Annotated in this window: 16 protein-coding genes; 4 read left to right on the forward strand and 12 right to left on the reverse strand. The window is 44.4% G+C overall.

The genetic code is table 11. From position 1 onward, the window contains the following. The first annotated feature begins 92 nt into the window (after nt 1-92). Nucleotides 93-704 carry a YtjB family periplasmic protein gene (locus OCV30_RS12260; RefSeq protein ID WP_009847518.1) on the forward strand — a complete coding sequence of 204 codons (612 nt, stop codon included), beginning with the start codon at nt 93-95 and terminating at the stop codon, nt 702-704. 132 nt (nt 705-836) lie between these two features. Here the strand turns inward: OCV30_RS12260 and deoD are convergent, their stop codons facing one another. From deoD to ubiT, 12 genes are all read right to left on the reverse strand, one after another. Beyond that, the gene (gene deoD / locus OCV30_RS12265; RefSeq protein WP_065678101.1) at nt 837-1,556 is read right to left on the reverse strand and encodes a purine-nucleoside phosphorylase; all 720 of its coding nucleotides are present in this window, start codon (nt 1,554-1,556) and stop codon (nt 837-839) included. 64 nt (nt 1,557-1,620) lie between these two features. Continuing rightward, nucleotides 1,621-2,841, reverse strand: coding sequence for a phosphopentomutase (locus OCV30_RS12270; RefSeq protein ID WP_065678100.1), 1,221 nt, complete (start codon nt 2,839-2,841; stop codon nt 1,621-1,623). Nucleotides 2,842-2,917: 76 nt separating this feature from the next. Then, complete coding sequence (gene deoA / locus OCV30_RS12275; RefSeq protein ID WP_009847521.1) at nt 2,918-4,246, reverse strand: thymidine phosphorylase; 1,329 nt, start codon at nt 4,244-4,246, stop codon at nt 2,918-2,920. A 104-nt stretch (nt 4,247-4,350) separates the two neighbouring features. Then, on the reverse strand, nt 4,351-5,127 hold the full coding sequence (gene deoC / locus OCV30_RS12280) for a deoxyribose-phosphate aldolase (RefSeq protein WP_017080007.1): 777 nt from the start codon (nt 5,125-5,127) through the stop codon (nt 4,351-4,353). A 537-nt stretch (nt 5,128-5,664) separates the two neighbouring features. Further along, complete coding sequence (locus OCV30_RS12285) at nt 5,665-6,927, reverse strand: NupC/NupG family nucleoside CNT transporter (protein ID WP_009847523.1); 1,263 nt, start codon at nt 6,925-6,927, stop codon at nt 5,665-5,667. A gap of 204 nt (nt 6,928-7,131) precedes the next feature. Beyond that, entirely contained in the window at nt 7,132-7,944 is an 813-nt protein-coding gene (locus OCV30_RS12290; protein WP_065678099.1) for a TatD family hydrolase, read from the reverse strand. Continuing rightward, nucleotides 7,925-8,080, reverse strand: coding sequence for a DUF5363 family protein (locus OCV30_RS12295; RefSeq protein WP_167351934.1), 156 nt, complete (start codon nt 8,078-8,080; stop codon nt 7,925-7,927). The genes OCV30_RS12290 and OCV30_RS12295 overlap by 20 nt, the downstream gene beginning before the upstream one ends. Nucleotides 8,081-8,178: 98 nt before the next feature. Further along, entirely contained in the window at nt 8,179-9,759 is a 1,581-nt protein-coding gene (gene prfC / locus OCV30_RS12300) for a peptide chain release factor 3 (protein ID WP_012604694.1), read from the reverse strand. Nucleotides 9,760-9,931: 172 nt separating this feature from the next. Continuing rightward, nucleotides 9,932-10,387, reverse strand: a complete 456-nt coding sequence (gene rimI, locus OCV30_RS12305; RefSeq protein WP_065678098.1) for a ribosomal protein S18-alanine N-acetyltransferase — start codon at nt 10,385-10,387, stop codon at nt 9,932-9,934. Next, nucleotides 10,380-10,778 carry a DNA polymerase III subunit psi gene (locus OCV30_RS12310; protein WP_065678097.1) on the reverse strand — a complete coding sequence of 133 codons (399 nt, stop codon included), beginning with the start codon at nt 10,776-10,778 and terminating at the stop codon, nt 10,380-10,382. The genes rimI and OCV30_RS12310 overlap by 8 nt, the downstream gene beginning before the upstream one ends. A gap of 155 nt (nt 10,779-10,933) precedes the next feature. Then, a complete protein-coding gene (locus OCV30_RS12315) occupies nt 10,934-11,437 on the reverse strand; it encodes a GNAT family N-acetyltransferase (RefSeq protein ID WP_009847530.1) in 504 nt (167 codons plus the stop codon). Next, nucleotides 11,421-11,948 (reverse strand): ubiquinone anaerobic biosynthesis accessory factor UbiT, encoded by a 528-nt coding sequence (ubiT, locus tag OCV30_RS12320; protein ID WP_065678096.1) that lies wholly within the window; start codon nt 11,946-11,948, stop codon nt 11,421-11,423. The genes OCV30_RS12315 and ubiT overlap by 17 nt, the downstream gene beginning before the upstream one ends. A 257-nt stretch (nt 11,949-12,205) precedes the next feature. Between ubiT and OCV30_RS12325 the strand changes: the two genes are divergently transcribed. The 3 genes from OCV30_RS12325 (at nt 12,206) to OCV30_RS12335 (ending at nt 16,323) form a co-directional block, all read left to right on the forward strand. Continuing rightward, the gene (locus OCV30_RS12325) at nt 12,206-14,245 is read left to right on the forward strand and encodes a sensor domain-containing protein (protein WP_065678095.1); all 2,040 of its coding nucleotides are present in this window, start codon (nt 12,206-12,208) and stop codon (nt 14,243-14,245) included. A gap of 167 nt (nt 14,246-14,412) precedes the next feature. Continuing rightward, nucleotides 14,413-15,426: a ubiquinone anaerobic biosynthesis protein UbiU gene (gene ubiU / locus OCV30_RS12330; protein WP_009847533.1), complete on the forward strand. Its 1,014-nt coding sequence runs from the start codon at nt 14,413-14,415 to the stop codon at nt 15,424-15,426. A gap of 18 nt (nt 15,427-15,444) precedes the next feature. Next, nucleotides 15,445-16,323, forward strand: a complete 879-nt coding sequence (locus tag OCV30_RS12335) for a U32 family peptidase (RefSeq protein WP_017096660.1) — start codon at nt 15,445-15,447, stop codon at nt 16,321-16,323. Nucleotides 16,324-16,341 lie beyond the last annotated feature (18 nt).

Genomic DNA, 16,341 nt, shown 5'->3' on the forward strand with positions numbered 1-16,341 from the left:
AACTATGCTAAACGTTAACCTATTGCAATTTGAAAACGCAAGTCTCAATATGTCTTAATCATAACATTTGTTTATTTCAGGCTTCGTGAAACATGAATGAATCATTGTTCTCAATACGTAACGCTTTACGAGTACTAGCCCTAATTTTGTTGGCTGCTATGTTCGTGGTAACCATTAAAAACACGGTCGTGATCAGTAAAGGTAATGAGAAGATCCAAGCAAAACAGTTGGAAACGCTGACCAAGCTACTGATCTCACAGGCATCACTTTCAGCCAGTAAGATGATCACTCAGCAAGACCAAGAGCGCCTGCTAGAGCTCACTAACCAACTGTCTCAGGATCGATTGGTATTTGATACCACCATCTACGATGCAGAAGGGATCCGACTGGCTTCGAGTGAAAAAGCGCTCTCGGTACGCGAGGTTCTTGGCTTAGACACACCTCTTTCAACGGCAAGTATCGGCAGGCAGCAACTCGTTGAACCTATTTACTCTCCAGAGAGTACGATCATTGGCTTTATCCGCGTGACTTTTGAGACAGGAAAAATGACAGCTATTTCTGATCATCACTACCGTAAGAGCGATCGCTACATGATCGGCATGGTCTTAATGGGATTTGTCAGTGGCGTGTTGTTCATCATGCTTATTCGTAAAAGAAAGGCTAAGTCTGGGGAAAACTGGCTGCTTAAAAATGTCAGCTCTTAACGGCTTAGTTTAACAAATTCAATAAAAAGCCCCGAAGCTCAGGCAGCAACGGGGCTTTTGTTATCTATTAAACTTTGCGGTATCTATTAAACTTTGCGGTATCTATTAAGCTTTTTGAAATCTATGAGCTGATTAGTCTTGGTCACCAAGCAGCACAGAGTCTAGTGCGATAACCATCATGTCATTGAAAGTCGTTTGACGTTCATCTGATGTGGTTTGCTCACCAGTTTTGATGTGATCTGAAACAGTACAAATTGTCAGAGCTTTTGCGCCGTATTCAGCACATACACCATAGATACCCGCTGCTTCCATTTCTACGCCGACAATGCCGTATTTGTCCATTACTTCGAACATTTCAGGATCTGGCGTGTAGAACAACTCAGCCGAGAATAGGTTGCCGACTTTGACGTCTACACCACGCGCTTTTGCCGCATCTTCTGCCGCACGCACCATTTTGTAATCCGCAATAGCCGCGAAGTCATGACCTTTAAAGCGAATACGATTCACTTTTGAGTCGGTACACGCACCCATGCCGATAACCACATCGCGTACTTTGATATCTTCGCTCACTGCACCACAACTGCCGACACGAATGATCTTTTTCACACCAAAGTCTTTGATCAACTCAGTCGCGTAAATAGAACAAGATGGAATACCCATACCATGTCCCATTACCGAAACCTTACGGCCTTTGTAAGACCCCGTGTAACCAAACATGTTACGAACATCGCACACTTGAACCACTTCTTCTAGGAAGGTTTCAGCGATGTATTTTGCACGTAGCGGATCGCCGGGCATTAGAACTACGTCAGCGAAATCACCCATTTCAGCATTAATATGTGGAGTAGCCATTGAAAATATCCTTAATCTCAAAACAAAAAAGAAGAGAGAGGTTTCCCTCTCTCTTCGTTAACTATTATAGAAAGCTTGTACCGTGTCCCATTGGCGATGTGCCAAAGTAAGACGCTAAGCTTTGACCGATATCAGCGAAGGTATCGCGACGGCCTAGAGAGCCAGCAGGAACCTTATTTCCGTATACAATCACAGGGATATGTTCACGAGTATGGTCAGTACCTGGCCATGTCGGATCACAACCGTGGTCAGCAGTTAAGATAAGTACATCATCTTCTTTCATCATATCGATGATTTCATTGATACGGCCATCGAAGTACTCAAGTGCCGCTGCGTAACCTGCAACATCACGGCGGTGGCCGTAAGCTGAGTCGAAATCAACGAAGTTAGTGAACACGATAGTGTTGTCGCCCGCTTCAGTGATCGCTTCTTTAGTTGCTTCAAATAGCGCAGGAATACCTGTTGCTTTCGTTTTCTGAGTAATACCACAACCTGCGTAGATATCAGAGATCTTACCGATTGAGTGAACGTTACCGCCCTTCTCATCAACCAACTTCTGAAGAACTGTCGCCGCTGGCGGCTCAACAGAAAGGTCACGACGGTTACCAGTACGTTCGAACTGACCTTTACCTGGACCAATGAACGGACGCGCAATAACACGGCCGATGTTGTAGTCTTCTAGCTCTTCACGAGCAATCTGACAAAGGTCTAATAAGTTCTGTAGACCGAATGTCTCTTCATGACATGCGATTTGGAAAACAGAGTCTGCTGAAGTGTAGAAGATTGGCAAGCCACTCTTCATGTGTTCTTCACCCAGGTTATCTAGGATTTCTGTACCCGATGAGTGACAGTTACCTAAGAAGCCAGATAGACCTGCACGCTCAAGGATGCGATCAGTCAGTTCTTTTGGAAAGCTGTTTTCTTTGTCGGTGAAGTAGCCCCAGTCAAACAATACCGGTACACCTGCGATTTCCCAGTGACCTGATGGCGTGTCTTTACCAGAAGACAGCTCAGCAGCGTGACCGTACGCGCCAATGATCTCAGCGTCTACGTCCATACCAGGAGCAAAGCGACCTGTAGACTCTTTGTGAGCCATAGCTAAACCTAGCTTAGACAGGTTTGGCAGCGTTAGTGGGCCTTTACGATCTGCATTGTCCGCAAGACCTTGATCACAATGGTCAGCAATGTGACCCATAGTGTCTGAACCTACATCACCGAATGTGTTCGCATCTGCGGTTTCGCCGATACCGAATGAATCTAAAACTAAAATAAATGCTCTTTTCATTTTCTTCACCAACTAATTGCTCTTTGCACCAGAACTCTGTTTATCGGCATACACAAGGTATGCCGATACCTGTTATTTACACGTCTTCAGAACGAATCTGACGGTAAACGTCTGGCGTTGCTGTATATTCTCCGCCCACAGTGATTGCATTTTGTAATGCTTTTGCAGCTTCTTGCCACTGTTGTTCATTGCGAGCATGAATCATTGCTAATGGTTTATCGTCACTTGCTACTTCGCCAAGGCGAATGAAGCTATCAAAACCGACTGCGTAATCAATGCTGTCTGTTGCTACGCGGCGACCACCGCCCATACCAACGACAGCCATACCAATTGCACGCGTATCCATCGCTGATACTACACCGCTTTCTAGCGCGTACACTGGTTTAACAATTTCTGCTTTTTCTAGGTAGTTATCGTAGTTCGTTACGAAATCAGTTGGACCACCAAGGCCCGCTACCATTTTACCGAAGCACTCTGCTGCTTTACCGTTATCCAGTACTGCCATCAGTTTTTCACGCGCTTCGTCTGAATCTTTTGCAAGGTTACCTAGAACCAGCATTTCAGCACACGATGCCATCGTAATTTCTAGCAAACGAGGGTTACGATATTCGCCGGTTAGAAATTGAACCGCTTCACGTACTTCTACTGCGTTGCCCGCTGAAGAAGCCAGAACTTGGTTCATGTCCGTTAGGATTGCCGTTGTTTTAGTACCTGCGCCGTTTGCTACTGCAACGATAGATTTTGCTAACTCTTCAGACGCTTCATAAGTCGGCATGAATGCGCCTGAACCTACTTTTACGTCCATCACTAAAGAATCAAGACCAGCAGCCAATTTCTTAGACAAAATTGAAGCTGTGATCAACGAGATGTTGTCGACTGTTGCCGTGATATCTCGAGTCGCGTAAACGCGCTTATCAGCTGGCGCTAAATCGCCAGTTTGGCCGATGATCGCTACGCCAGCTTCTTTGGTTACAGCACCAAACACATCGTTGGTGGGTGTAATATTGTAACCAGGGATAGATTCAAGTTTGTCTAGCGTACCGCCAGTGTGGCCTAAACCACGACCAGAGATCATTGGAACGAAACCACCACATGCTGCCACCATAGGGCCAAGCATCAGAGAAGTTACGTCACCAACACCACCAGTAGAGTGCTTATCAACGATTGGGCCATCAAAGTTCATGTGGCTCCAGTCAATCACCATGCCCGAATCACGCATTGCACACGTCAGTGCGATACGTTCTGGCATCGTCATTTCATTAAAAAAGATAGCCATTGCGAATGCTGCAATTTGGCCTTCAGAAACGGTATTTTTAGCCACGCCTTGAATGAAGAAGTTAATTTCTTCAGTCGTTAGGACTTCACCATCACGTTTTCTGCGAATAATTTCTTGAGGTAGATACATTAGTGCCTCCCAAACTCTAGTGAGTATGGTTTGTAGGGAAAGAGGTAATATGGAGTGACTTAACACCACTCCATCAAACAGACTTGTTATACCCGATAGGTAAATTAGTATGCTGCTGGATCAGCAGTTTCGTCTGTCACTTCTAATGTATTAAGAAGGTTAGTCAGTAGGCTTGAAGCACCAAAACGGTAGTGCATGTTGTCTGCCCACTCAGCGCCTAGTAGCTCATCAGCCATCGCTAGGTAAGCTTGAGCATCTTCAGCTGTACGTACTCCACCAGCTGGTTTGAAACCCACTGTTTTAGCTACGCCCATGTCACGAATAACTTCAAGCATCATGCGTGCGAACTCAGGAGTCGCGTTTACTGGCACTTTACCGGTTGAAGTTTTGATGAAGTCTGCACCGGCTTCGATACAGATTTGAGAAGCTTTCTTGATCAGTGCTTCTTCTTTTAGCTCACCAGTTTCGATGATCACTTTAAGCGTGATGTCACCACAAGCGGCTTTACACTGTTTAACTAGCTCAAAACCCACTTCTTCGTTGCCAGCAATAAGAGCACGGTATGGGAATACTACGTCAACTTCGTCTGCGCCGTACGCTACCGCTGCTTTTGTTTCTGCAACAGCAATTTCGATGTCGTCATTACCATGAGGGAAGTTAGTTACAGTCGCAATGCGTACTTCTGGAGTACCTTGCTCACGCAACGCCTTTTTAGCTGCTGGGATGAAGCGAGGGTAAATACAGATTGCAGCGGTGTTGCCAACTGCAGTCTTCGCGTCATGACAAAGTGCCACTACTTTTTCAGTAGTATCGTCGTCATTTAGCGTAGTTAGGTCCATAAGTTTAAGTGCACGTAGAGCTGCTGCTTTTAAATCGCTCATTTCTATCTCCGATCAATATATTCAAATAGTTAACTACTTCACCATCCATCCAGTATAGATGGATATTTTAGTAATGCTCAGTAGTCACAAATGAACGGACTTGGTTCCCTGAAGACTTGATAACTTTCGCTACCAATTGCAATCCTTGTCACCGCACAGTACCAGTTTGGTCTATGGCACAACAAATCAGTCATGTTGTGTCTAACATCTATAGTGTATTGCTAATATAGCGTATTGCTAAGTTTGGCTTAATCCCAGAAGAATAACGTTCGAGCTAATCTCAATGTTACTTTCTTGCCAGCAGAGACATCCTATCCCTTTAGCTAATACATTATAGGTATCCATCAATAAATTGTAGTGCTCCTTAGAACGCAAACGGTTTGTATCTCAAAAAAACATTCTAGACCCATTTTCGACTTCAAGCATTCACTCATGCTAATGCTCAAAATCACTAGGCCCAAAAACAAAAAAGCCCCGCAGCAATTTCTTGCTACGGGGCGATATTATTATGGCGTCTATATATCGATTTCTAACTGATTAGAAAGACAGGAAGAAGCCAGCAATTGTTGCTGCCATCAGGTTAGATAGAGTACCAGCTACAACCGCTTTAACACCCATACGTGCGATGTCGTGACGACGGTTTGGAGCAATACCACCTAGACCACCTAGAAGAATCGCAATTGAAGAAAGGTTTGCGAAACCACATAGAGCGAACGAGATAATTGCTTGAGTCTTAACAGACATTACTTGACCAGTCGCTTCAACGATTTGAGCGTTTTCACCGATGTATGGTACGAAGTTTAGGTATGCAACGAATTCGTTAACAACTGTCTTCTGACCAATGAAAGAACCAGCAATAGTTGCTTCTTCCCATGGAACACCAATGATGAATGCTAACGGTGCGAAGATCCAACCTAGAAGAAGTTCTAGAGTTAGGTTTTCCATACCGAACCAACCACCGATGCCACCTAGGATACCGTTGATAAGAGCGATTAGACCGATGAATGCTAGTAGCATTGCACCAACGTTAAGTGCTAGTTGTAGACCAACTGACGCACCGCCAGCAGCTGCATCGATAACGTTAGCAGGCTTGTCGTCGCCACCGTCGATGTCTGAACCTAGGTTCTCGTCAACTTCATCAGTTTCAGGCTTGATGATTTTAGCGAATAGTAGACCACCAGGTGCTGCCATGAATGACGCTGCTACTAGGTACTCTAGAGGTACACCCATAGATGCGTAACCCGCTAGTACACCACCAGCAACAGACGCTAAACCACCACACATTACTGCGAATAGTTCAGAGTTAGTCATTTTAGGAACAAATGGACGAACAACTAGAGGCGCTTCCGTTTGACCAACGAAGATGTTTGCAGCTGCAGACATAGACTCGGCGCGAGAAGTACCTAGAGCTTTCTGAAGACCACCACCAAGAACCTTGATTACAACTTGCATCGCACCAATGTAGTAAAGTACAGAGATAAGAGCAGAGAAGAAGATTAGTGTTGGTAGAACTTGGAATGCAAAGATGAATCCGATACCGTCAACTGAGAAGTTAACAAGGCTACCAAATAGGAAGCCAGTACCATCTTTACCGTAGTCGATCACGTTTGCTACACCAGCAGAGAAACCTGCAAGTAGATCACGACCCCAAGGGATGTAAAGTACGAATGCACCAAGTGCGAATTGGATAGCGAAAGCGCCACCCACTGTTCTTAGATTAATTGCTTTGCGGTTGTCGGATAGTAGTACTGCGATTGCAATCAGTGCAACCATTCCGACGAGGCTCATAAACAGGCTCATAGTTTATGACTTCCTTATTAGTTATTTATTGGCGTGTTACAAAATGGGGCTATAAAGCGGAGGCAATTATACTCATGCGACCACTAATAAAGTAATGCCGTCCTCACACTTTCGTAGAAGATTCATGTACCATTCACACGTAAATGTGAGCCAAATCACAAGCCAAGTGCAATTTACGCAAACGATAAACAAAAACCTTCGATTTTATTCACATATACCGAATGCGCGATGGCTATTTTGCCAAATTTGCGCTGCAACCGATTGCTTCGGTTCTTTTCTAAGCAAAAATAGTTCATTTAAGATCGTAACTAAATACTTGGAATGATTAACATTTCCTTGTTTTCCATGCATGGGCATATCCGGGGCATCCGTTTCTAATACCAGGCATTCAAGAGGCAGTTTTGAGATAGTGGTGCGTGTTTTTTGTGCTCTTGGGTAAGTAATCGTTCCACCGACGCCAATATAGAAACCAAGCCGAATCCACGCCAAAGCCTGCTGTTCGCTCCCTGAAAATCCATGAATCACACCACCCAAAGTAAATTTATACTGCTTTATTAGCTCAATAAGTCGGTTAAAAGACTTCCTTTCATGGATGATTAAAGGCAGCTTAAACGCCTTAGCTAGCTCTATTTGTTGGATGAAAAAACGCTCTTGTTTCTCCCGTGCAACATCGACAAAAAAGTCGAGACCACACTCTCCTATCGCAACGCATTGACTGTGTTTTGATGAGAGTAATCGGTGAAGCTCTGAGAATTGCTCGTCATTGGCTTGCTCTAAAAAATAAGGATGGAAACCTAAAGCGTAGTAAACATTAGGGTAAGATTGAGCGATTTCATCAAGCTTCCTCCAGTTACTTTGGCCAATAGAAGGGATGATCAACTTCTCGACTTGCGCCTGTTTCGCCTCTTTAACGTAACCTTCAATACCTTTATCAAGTGAAAAACCTTGCTCAAAGATGTCAAAGTCCGCATGGCAATGGGTGTCAAACAGCGGAAAGTCACTTATTTTCGATGTCATCTTCCCTGCTCTCTGTTTGTTTTCCTTGAGGATCACGGCGATAAGCCACACAGCTGCGCTTATTTTCAGGCGTTAAGCCAAGCTCTTCGCACCACTTGTCGTATTTCTTAATCCAAGCTTTTATCCAACTGAACATACTTACCTTAAGCCTCTAACCTCAAATGACACGAATAAAAAAACGCCTATTGCAGAACAATAGACGTTTTTGTTTAACTCGAATAGAGCACAGAGTGATTAGTGCTCGCGCGTCGCTCGGAATTGAACTTCTGGGAAACGTTCAGAAGCTAGGTTCAAATTCACCATAGTCGGTGCAATATAAGACAGGTTATCACCACCATCTAACGCTAGGTTAGCTTGGCTCTTACGTTTGAACTCTTCTAGTTTCTTAGCGTCATCACATTCAACCCAACGTGCAGTTGCAACGTTCACACCTTCGTAAATCGCTTCAACGTTGTATTCCGCTTTCAAGCGCGCTACAACCACATCAAACTGAAGTACACCAACTGCACCAACGATCAGATCGTTATTTTGCAAAGGACGGAATACTTGAACCGCGCCCTCTTCAGAAAGCTGAACCAAGCCTTTTAGAAGTTGCTTCTGCTTTAATGGATCGCGCAGACGAATACGACGGAATAGCTCAGGCGCAAAGTTAGGAATACCAGCAAACTTCAAGCTTTCGCCTTGAGTAAAGGTATCGCCAATCTGGATTGTGCCGTGGTTATGCAGACCAATGATGTCACCCGCGTATGCTTTTTCAGCACGAGCACGGTCACCCGCCATGAAGGTTACTGCATCTGAGATACTCACGTTCTTACCAGTACGAACATGGTTCATCTTCATACCTTGGTCGTAAGTGCCCGATACGATACGCATGAATGCGATACGGTCACGGTGTTTTGGATCCATGTTTGCTTGGATCTTAAATACGAAACCAGAGAACTTCTCTTCAGTCGCTTCAACATCACGCTCATTTGCTTGACGCGTTTGAGGTGCAGGAGCCCATCGAGTTAGGCCGTCAAGCATATGGTCAACACCGAAGTTACCCAATGCAGTACCGAAGTAAACTGGAGTCAACTCGCCAGCAAGGAATAGTTCGTGATCAAACTCAGGACATGCGCCAATAACCAATTCAAGCTCTTCACGAACGCTGCTCGCCAGATCTTCGCCAACAGCTTCGTCTAGTTCAGGGTTATCTAGACCTTTGATAATGCGAACTTCTTGGATCTCATGGCCGTGGCCAGATTCATACAAAATCGTTTCATCACGGTGAATGTGGTAAACGCCTTTAAACTCTTTACCACAACCGATAGGCCAAGAGATTGGAGCACAAGCCATACCTAGCTCGCTTTCCACTTCATCTAGCACTTCCATTGGGTCACGAACATCACGGTCAAGTTTGTTCATAAACGTTACGATTGGTGTATCACGTAAACGCGTTACTTCCATCAGTTTACGAGTACGATCCTCGACACCTTTCGCAGCATCGATAACCATCAAACAAGAGTCAACCGCGGTTAATGTACGGTACGTATCTTCCGAGAAATCTTCGTGTCCAGGAGTATCGAGTAGGTTGACTAGACAATCGTTGTATGGGAATTGCATTACAGACGTAGTTACCGAGATACCACGTTCTTTTTCCATCTCCATCCAGTCAGATTTAGCGTGCTGGTTAGAGCCACGGCCTTTTACGGTACCCGCTTTTTGAATCGCGTTTCCGAATAAAAGAACTTTTTCAGTAATCGTGGTTTTACCCGCATCCGGGTGAGAGATAATCGCAAACGTTCTACGTTTGCTCACTTCTTGTTGGAAAGACATAGTCGCCCTTTGCTGATCTAAAGCGTAAAAAGGGCAAGTAGATAATACTTGCCCTTGAATTCTGTGTGCGGATTATACAGAAAGCGTGTCACTTTCTAAAGGGTCAGTTTACACCCTATTTTGTGGCTCATTCCGGAGCTAGCGGTCTAGTTCGCGAAAAGGCGTAACATGACTAGCTAAAAGACATAAAAAGATAGCTCATAATGATGGCGTCTTCGTTGCCTTGCTTAGTTGGATAATAGTTACGACGGCGGTCGACTTCATTAAAGCCAGCCTTCTCGTAAAGATTAAAAGCATTCACATTACTTTCGCGAACTTCCAGCCAAGCACTTTCCGCGTCAGCTTGTTCGCACATATCAAGGAAATGTTCAGTTAACGCTTTCCCATACCCTTTGCCTTGCTGGCTTGGGTCTACCGCGATATTAAGCAACGTGACTTCGCCAACGATATTTTGCGCAAAGAAGTACCCGACCACTTGCCCATCGACTTCAAGAACATGATGACAAGCACCTCGACTCTCAAGATCTCGGATCATGGTTTCAGACCATGGATGAGAATGCGCGGCCTGCTCAATTTGCCAAATTGCGTCTAGGTGTTGTTCTGAAGTGGGTAAAAGTTGATTAGTCATAAGCACAAATTTGTTGCCATAAGTCGCGGCGATGTTGGTTATTACCGTTAATGTCAGACAGTAATGAAGATTGAAGTGTTTTTGCCTTCAGTTCATGGGCAGATTCGCAACCAGCAAACCATACCCATTCAACCGAACTTAAATCCACAGCAGACAAGTGTTGCGGTTGAAGGTGTAAAGCTTGAGATAAGTCGAGCTTGATACTTTTGAGTACTCGCTCAAACATCACGGCGAGATCTTCCTGAGGTTTTTCAGGCGAAACCAATAGTAACTTGCAATCGCTCGATAGCGGAATCAATTCAGATTCATAACCAGCCAAACGCTCTGGGTGACTTAACTCCCATTGGCTAATGCCCATCTCTTGTAGATATTGCGCGTGTGTTTGTGACATATCTAGCGGTCGTAACCTTTGGTTTGTTGGTATTAATATTCTTCGAGTGAACTTAAACGGTGCTCATTGGGGCTGATACTAACAAAAAATAAAGGAGCATCAAGCTCCTTTATTTAGACTAAATCAGTTTGTATCTTATTGAGTGGTAAATCAGCTTATAAGTCGTTGAACTCTGGGCTGTAAGCAATTTCACCAGAATGCCCAGCAAACGCCCCTTCTACCAACTCAATCGCTTGAAAAGCGCCTTCAGGCACATCCCAAACACAACTCAGGCCAAATTCGCTCGCCGCCTTGAAACCAAAACGACCGTAGTAAGCAGGATCACCGAGTACAACACAGGCTGGGTAACCAAAATCTACCAAAGTAGAAAATGCGTCTTCAACCAGTGATTTGGCAATGCCTTGATTGCGGAACTCTTCTTTCACGGCGAGAGGTGCGAGCCCCTGCCAGTTATGATCGTCACCATCAAGAGTAAGAGGGCTAAACATCAGGTGACCAACCACCTCCCCTTCATCAGAACAAGCCACCAGCGATAGCGTTAAATGACTATTCTCACGTAAGCTCATAACCAAATTAGCTTCTGCATCCGTTTCAAAAACAGATTTCAATAAACGATCAATGACAAGTATATCTGCCGGTGCTTCAGTTCGAATAAGCATTCATTACCTCACTTTGTGTATCTGGGGATTGTACTCCCTTCTGCACAAAATCAGCTAATTGATTTAACAAAGTTTTCATAGGAGCCGGCAATAAGTCCAAATCTACGCTATCCATCAAGTTTTTGACCTCTAAACCGAGCTCAGTATCCCCTTCAATCGACAGTCGACGCTGGAAGAAAAGCGTATCTGGGTCTTCTTTTCGCCCAGCAATCAACACGAGATCATTTAGATTGCCACTAAAACTCACATCTTCATTGACCTCTTTATCAGCGACAACTAGTTGCTCATTTTTGTAGCTAATACACCAACTTAACCCCATATCTTTTATTGAAACTTTAAGCCACTTGTCTTCTAAGAACTCAAAATCACCATCCTCTAAAGCCTCCTTGAATACATTTTTCAATGCTTCTAATAAGGCTTTTTTTTGTACTGATTTTGGTAATAACTGGACTGGAGATCGCAAAATTGATGCGGCATTTTGAACTAGTTGAGTGCGTATCTTGTTTATCACGTGACTTATCCGTAACTTTGTCAATAATATAGAAAGCATCATAGATGATGTTGAGATCTCAGTTACTGTTATGTATCAAATTAATTCAGTTTGATGCTCGACCTTTAATATATTGATAATCGCAGTTATAGTAACTCTGGTCATGAAAATCACAGCGAATCGCTGCACTCACAAGTAAACATCGATAGCTGAACAAAAAGCAATCAATGTTTATCGATAGTGAATATTCAAGCTCTTGGAGAATTGGTAGTACTTTGATGCCTCCCCAGCAACTACAACATTGGTTTACACAGCTAACTGCAAACAGCCCGTTCTTTTTTGCGGTACTTGATGCTCAACATAACTATTTTATGGTGAATGAGCGTTACTGTGATATTGCTGGTTTAAGTAAAACAGAGCTTGTAGGCATGAATGACCGCCAAACCTTGGGCGGGCAATTCTACCAACACCTTAAGCCTTACTATGAGCGTGCATTCAATGGCGAAACGATTGAGGCGGAAATTACCCTAAACGAAACGGCTTTAGACACTAGCCTTCACTTCAGCCTATCTCCGCTTACCAATGGAAAAAAGACTGAATACATCATCTTTCACGCCTTCGATACATCTGAAAACCAAGTACTTGTCCGTTCGTTAGAAGAGTCTGAAGCGAAATTCCACAAGCTATCTCACCTGCTCCCAGACGGATTGCTATTAGTTGAAAACGACTACATTCTGTCTTCGAACCCTGCAGCTGCGCGCTTACTTGGTTTTAACTCCACCACAGAATTGATTGGCGAAGAGTTAGGCCGATTATTTATCGATGAACAAACCAAAACAGTCTTTAATAATGACCTCAGCTCCATTATTTCTGAGTCTGGCTTGGTTTGTTTAACGGGTGCTCGATGTGGCTTTGAACGTAAAGTTCAGTTAAATATCGACTCGACGGTCATTCTTGGAAGCAGTACCCAACTCGTACTTATTCAAGACGCTCAAGAAACAACAAAACAATACACACCCGCTAACAGTGAAGATGCCTACATCGATACACTGACTAAGCTCTACAACCGACTTGGGTTTACCAAAAGCCTTGAGCAGTTCATTCACAACAAGACCCCTGTTGTGATGCTCTACTTAGACATCGATAACTTCAAAAATATCAATGACTCACTTGGCCACCACATCGGTGATAAAGTGATTAAAGAGGTCGCATCTCGCTTAAAACGACAACTGCCTCGTCAAGCTATTATTGGCCATTTAGGCGGTGATGAATTTGGTATTATTCTACCTGAGCCTGAACACCCACGAACACCTGAAATACTCTCTGAAAAGATCATATCTCTGATCAACCAACCCTTCGATCTCCACCATTTTAGCAAGCGTTTAGCCTGCTCGATTGGTAGTGTGAGCTTTCCTCACGATGGCTGTGACGCACGTATCTTGCTACAGAATGCTGACACCGCAATGTATGAAGCTAAGGATCGTGGACGCAACCGCCTGATCAAGTTCAACGAACAGATGAACAAAGAAGCGCGAATGCGACTGTGGCTTGAGATAGAACTGCAAAAAGCACTGCAACAGAACGGGCTTGAGGTTTGGTACCAACCAAAAGTAAATGCGCGTGACTTCACCATTAACGGAGCAGAAGCTCTGGTACGTTGGAAACACCCCGTAGAAGGTTATATTAGCCCTGCCGCATTTATTCCTGTAGCGGAACGAGCTGGCCTTATTGAACAACTTGGTCGTGTGGTAATGCGCGAAGTATTTGCCACGGTGAAACGTTGGAAGATGCAAGGTATTTTACCTGGTCGCGTCGCGATCAACCTTTCACCAGAGCAGTTTGGTAATCCAAAATTGATTGATTTCATGGAGAAGTTGCTGCGTTCTACTGAGCTAGATCCAAGTGCGATTACCTTTGAGCTTACAGAAAGTGCCGTAATGAGTGATAGTGAACACACGCTTCAAATGCTGAACGCGATTAAGAGACTTGGCTTTGCGTTATCCATCGATGACTTTGGTACGGGTTACTCTTCTCTATCTTACCTTGCTCGCTTTCCGATTGATGAGCTTAAAATTGACCGGGCTTTTATCTCAGATATCGATACCTTACCAAAGCAAATTACCGTAATTGAAAACATCATCAACCTTGGGAAATCTCTCGATTTAACCGTGGTTGCAGAGGGTGTCGAAACCAGTGAACAAGCAACTCTGCTGTCTAACCTCAACTGTGGTTCAATTCAAGGTTTCCACTTCTATCGCCCTCAACCAAAACAAGAGGTTGAAGAACTGTTCGCCCAAAACCGTCGTCACAAGAATTAATTAAACACGCCCTCCAACACCAAGCTAAAGCGTAAATTCGCCATTCGTCAGTACCTCAAATGGGGTAAAAGCAGATTTATCCATCTAAACCTGCCTTACATCAATTCCGTCATTCATAATTCTTCATAAAATACTCGCTTCAATTTTATTCTATTGGTAGTGAGCAAATGGAACTCTTATGCCCAGCGGGTAACTTACCTGCTTTGAAAACCGCTATTGATTGCGGTGCGGATGCTGTCTATATCGGATTCAAAGACGATACGAATGCCCGACACTTCGCAGGCCTTAACTTTGCGGGTAAAAAGCTCGATCGTGCTGTGCAGTATGTGCATGACCGCAACAAGAAAATTCACGTTGCCTTAAATACTTTTGCTCACCCAAACGGCTTCGAACGCTGGACTAACGCTGTAGATAACGCCGCCGCACTAGGCGTTGATGCGCTGATCATCGCTGACATTGCGGTGCTCGAGTACGCTGCAAATAAATATCCAGAACTAGAGCTGCACTTATCAGTACAAGCATCTGCGACCAATGCAGCCGCTATCGACTTCTATCATAAAAATTTCAACGTTAAGCGTGTGGTATTGCCGCGCGTATTGTCGATCCATCAGGTCAAACAGCTTTCTCGTAACATCACTTCTGACGTTGACCTCGAAGTATTCGCTTTTGGTAGCTTATGTATCATGGCAGAAGGCCGTTGCTACCTCTCTTCATACATGACGGGTGAATCGCCAAATACGGTTGGGGCATGTTCTCCAGCAAAATACGTTCGCTGGCAAGAAACGGATGGCGGACTTGAATCTCGCTTGAACGAAATCCTTATCGACAAGTATGAAGCAGGTGAGAACGCAGGTTACCCAACGCTATGTAAAGGCCGATTTGAAGCAGAAGTAGATGGTGAGCGAAAGCGTTATCACGCACTTGAAGAGCCAACTAGCCTTAACACACTATCTATGTTGCCAGAGCTTTTCGCCGCGAATGTTGCTTCTGTGAAGATTGAAGGTCGCCAACGTAGCCCTGCTTATGTCGAGCAAGTCACTCGCACTTGGCGCGCAGCCATCGATCGCTACTTAGCGAACCCTGAACAATACCAAGTGGAACAAGCTTGGAATGCGACACTGGCGAATGTATCTGAAGGTACACAAACCACGCTTGGCGCTTACCACCGTAAATGGCAATAGAGCCAAATGGAGAACTCAATGAAATACGCATTAGGCCCTCTACTTTATTTTTGGCCAAAACAAGATGTTGAAAGCTTCTATGAGCAAGCAAAATCAAGCTCAGCTGACATTATCTACCTCGGTGAAGCGGTGTGCTCAAAGCGCCGTGAGATGAAAGCAAAACACTGGATGGACATAGCAAAAGAGCTGTCTGATTCAGGTAAGCAAGTGGTACTTTCAACCATGGCATTGCTAGAAGCCCCAAGCGAAGTCAACATCATGAAGAAGTACATTGATAACGGTGACTTCGCCATTGAAGCCAATGATGTATCTGCGATTCAACTGGCAAGTGAAAGTAAGGTGCCTTTTGTTGTTGGCCCTGCGGTGAACACCTACAATGCACGCACTCTGAACCTGTTCTTGAAACAAGGTATGACGCGTTGGTGTATGCCCGTTGAGCTTTCTCGCGAGTGGCTAAGCAACGTAATGACACAGTGCGAAGAGCTTAATATTCGTAATAAGTTCGAAGTAGAAGTGTTTAGCCATGGCTACTTACCTCTTGCTTACTCTGCACGTTGCTTTACAGCCCGAGCAGAGAACAAAGCCAAAGACGATTGCGAAACCTGCTGCATCAAATACCCAACAGGTCTACAGGTCGAAAGCCAAGAGGGCCAATCGGTATTTAACCTTAATGGTATCCAGACGCAATCAGGTTACTGCTACAACCTAGTCAATGATCTGCCGAGTATGCATGACTTGGTCGATGTCGTTCGCCTGAGTCCATTGGGTATCGACACTTTCTCTGAAATCAATAACTTCAGAGCGAACGAGCAAGGTCAAAAACCAATGAAGATTGAAAGCCGCCAGTGCAATGGCTACTGGCATCAGCTTGCGGGTTTAGACGTTAAAAACATCTAGTTTCTAGAGTTAAACCCA

The sequence above is a fragment of the Vibrio atlanticus genome (assembly GCF_024347315.1).
GTDB lineage: Bacteria > Pseudomonadota > Gammaproteobacteria > Enterobacterales > Vibrionaceae > Vibrio > Vibrio atlanticus.

Excerpts from the sequence above, each read along its gene's own strand:
- OCV30_RS12315 (WP_009847530.1), bottom strand. The coding sequence starts at position 11,437 with ATGCTTATTCGAACTGAAGCACCGGCAGATATACTTGTCATTGATCGT.
- OCV30_RS12290 (WP_065678099.1), bottom strand. The coding sequence starts at position 7,944 with ATGACATCGAAAATAAGTGACTTTCCGCTGTTTGACACCCATTGCCAT.
- OCV30_RS12325 (WP_065678095.1), top strand. The coding sequence starts at position 12,206 with ATGCCTCCCCAGCAACTACAACATTGGTTTACACAGCTAACTGCAAAC.
- OCV30_RS12260 (WP_009847518.1), top strand. The coding sequence starts at position 93 with ATGAATGAATCATTGTTCTCAATACGTAACGCTTTACGAGTACTAGCC.
- prfC (WP_012604694.1), bottom strand. The coding sequence starts at position 9,759 with ATGTCTTTCCAACAAGAAGTGAGCAAACGTAGAACGTTTGCGATTATC.
- deoA (WP_009847521.1), bottom strand. The coding sequence starts at position 4,246 with ATGTATCTACCTCAAGAAATTATTCGCAGAAAACGTGATGGTGAAGTC.
- deoC (WP_017080007.1), bottom strand. The coding sequence starts at position 5,127 with ATGAGCGATTTAAAAGCAGCAGCTCTACGTGCACTTAAACTTATGGAC.
- OCV30_RS12295 (WP_167351934.1), bottom strand. The coding sequence starts at position 8,080 with ATGTTCAGTTGGATAAAAGCTTGGATTAAGAAATACGACAAGTGGTGC.
- OCV30_RS12270 (WP_065678100.1), bottom strand. The coding sequence starts at position 2,841 with ATGAAAAGAGCATTTATTTTAGTTTTAGATTCATTCGGTATCGGCGAA.
- OCV30_RS12335 (WP_017096660.1), top strand. The coding sequence starts at position 15,445 with ATGAAATACGCATTAGGCCCTCTACTTTATTTTTGGCCAAAACAAGAT.
- OCV30_RS12285 (WP_009847523.1), bottom strand. The coding sequence starts at position 6,927 with ATGAGCCTGTTTATGAGCCTCGTCGGAATGGTTGCACTGATTGCAATC.
- ubiU (WP_009847533.1), top strand. The coding sequence starts at position 14,413 with ATGGAACTCTTATGCCCAGCGGGTAACTTACCTGCTTTGAAAACCGCT.
- OCV30_RS12310 (WP_065678097.1), bottom strand. The coding sequence starts at position 10,778 with ATGTCACAAACACACGCGCAATATCTACAAGAGATGGGCATTAGCCAA.
- rimI (WP_065678098.1), bottom strand. The coding sequence starts at position 10,387 with ATGACTAATCAACTTTTACCCACTTCAGAACAACACCTAGACGCAATT.
- deoD (WP_065678101.1), bottom strand. The coding sequence starts at position 1,556 with ATGGCTACTCCACATATTAATGCTGAAATGGGTGATTTCGCTGACGTA.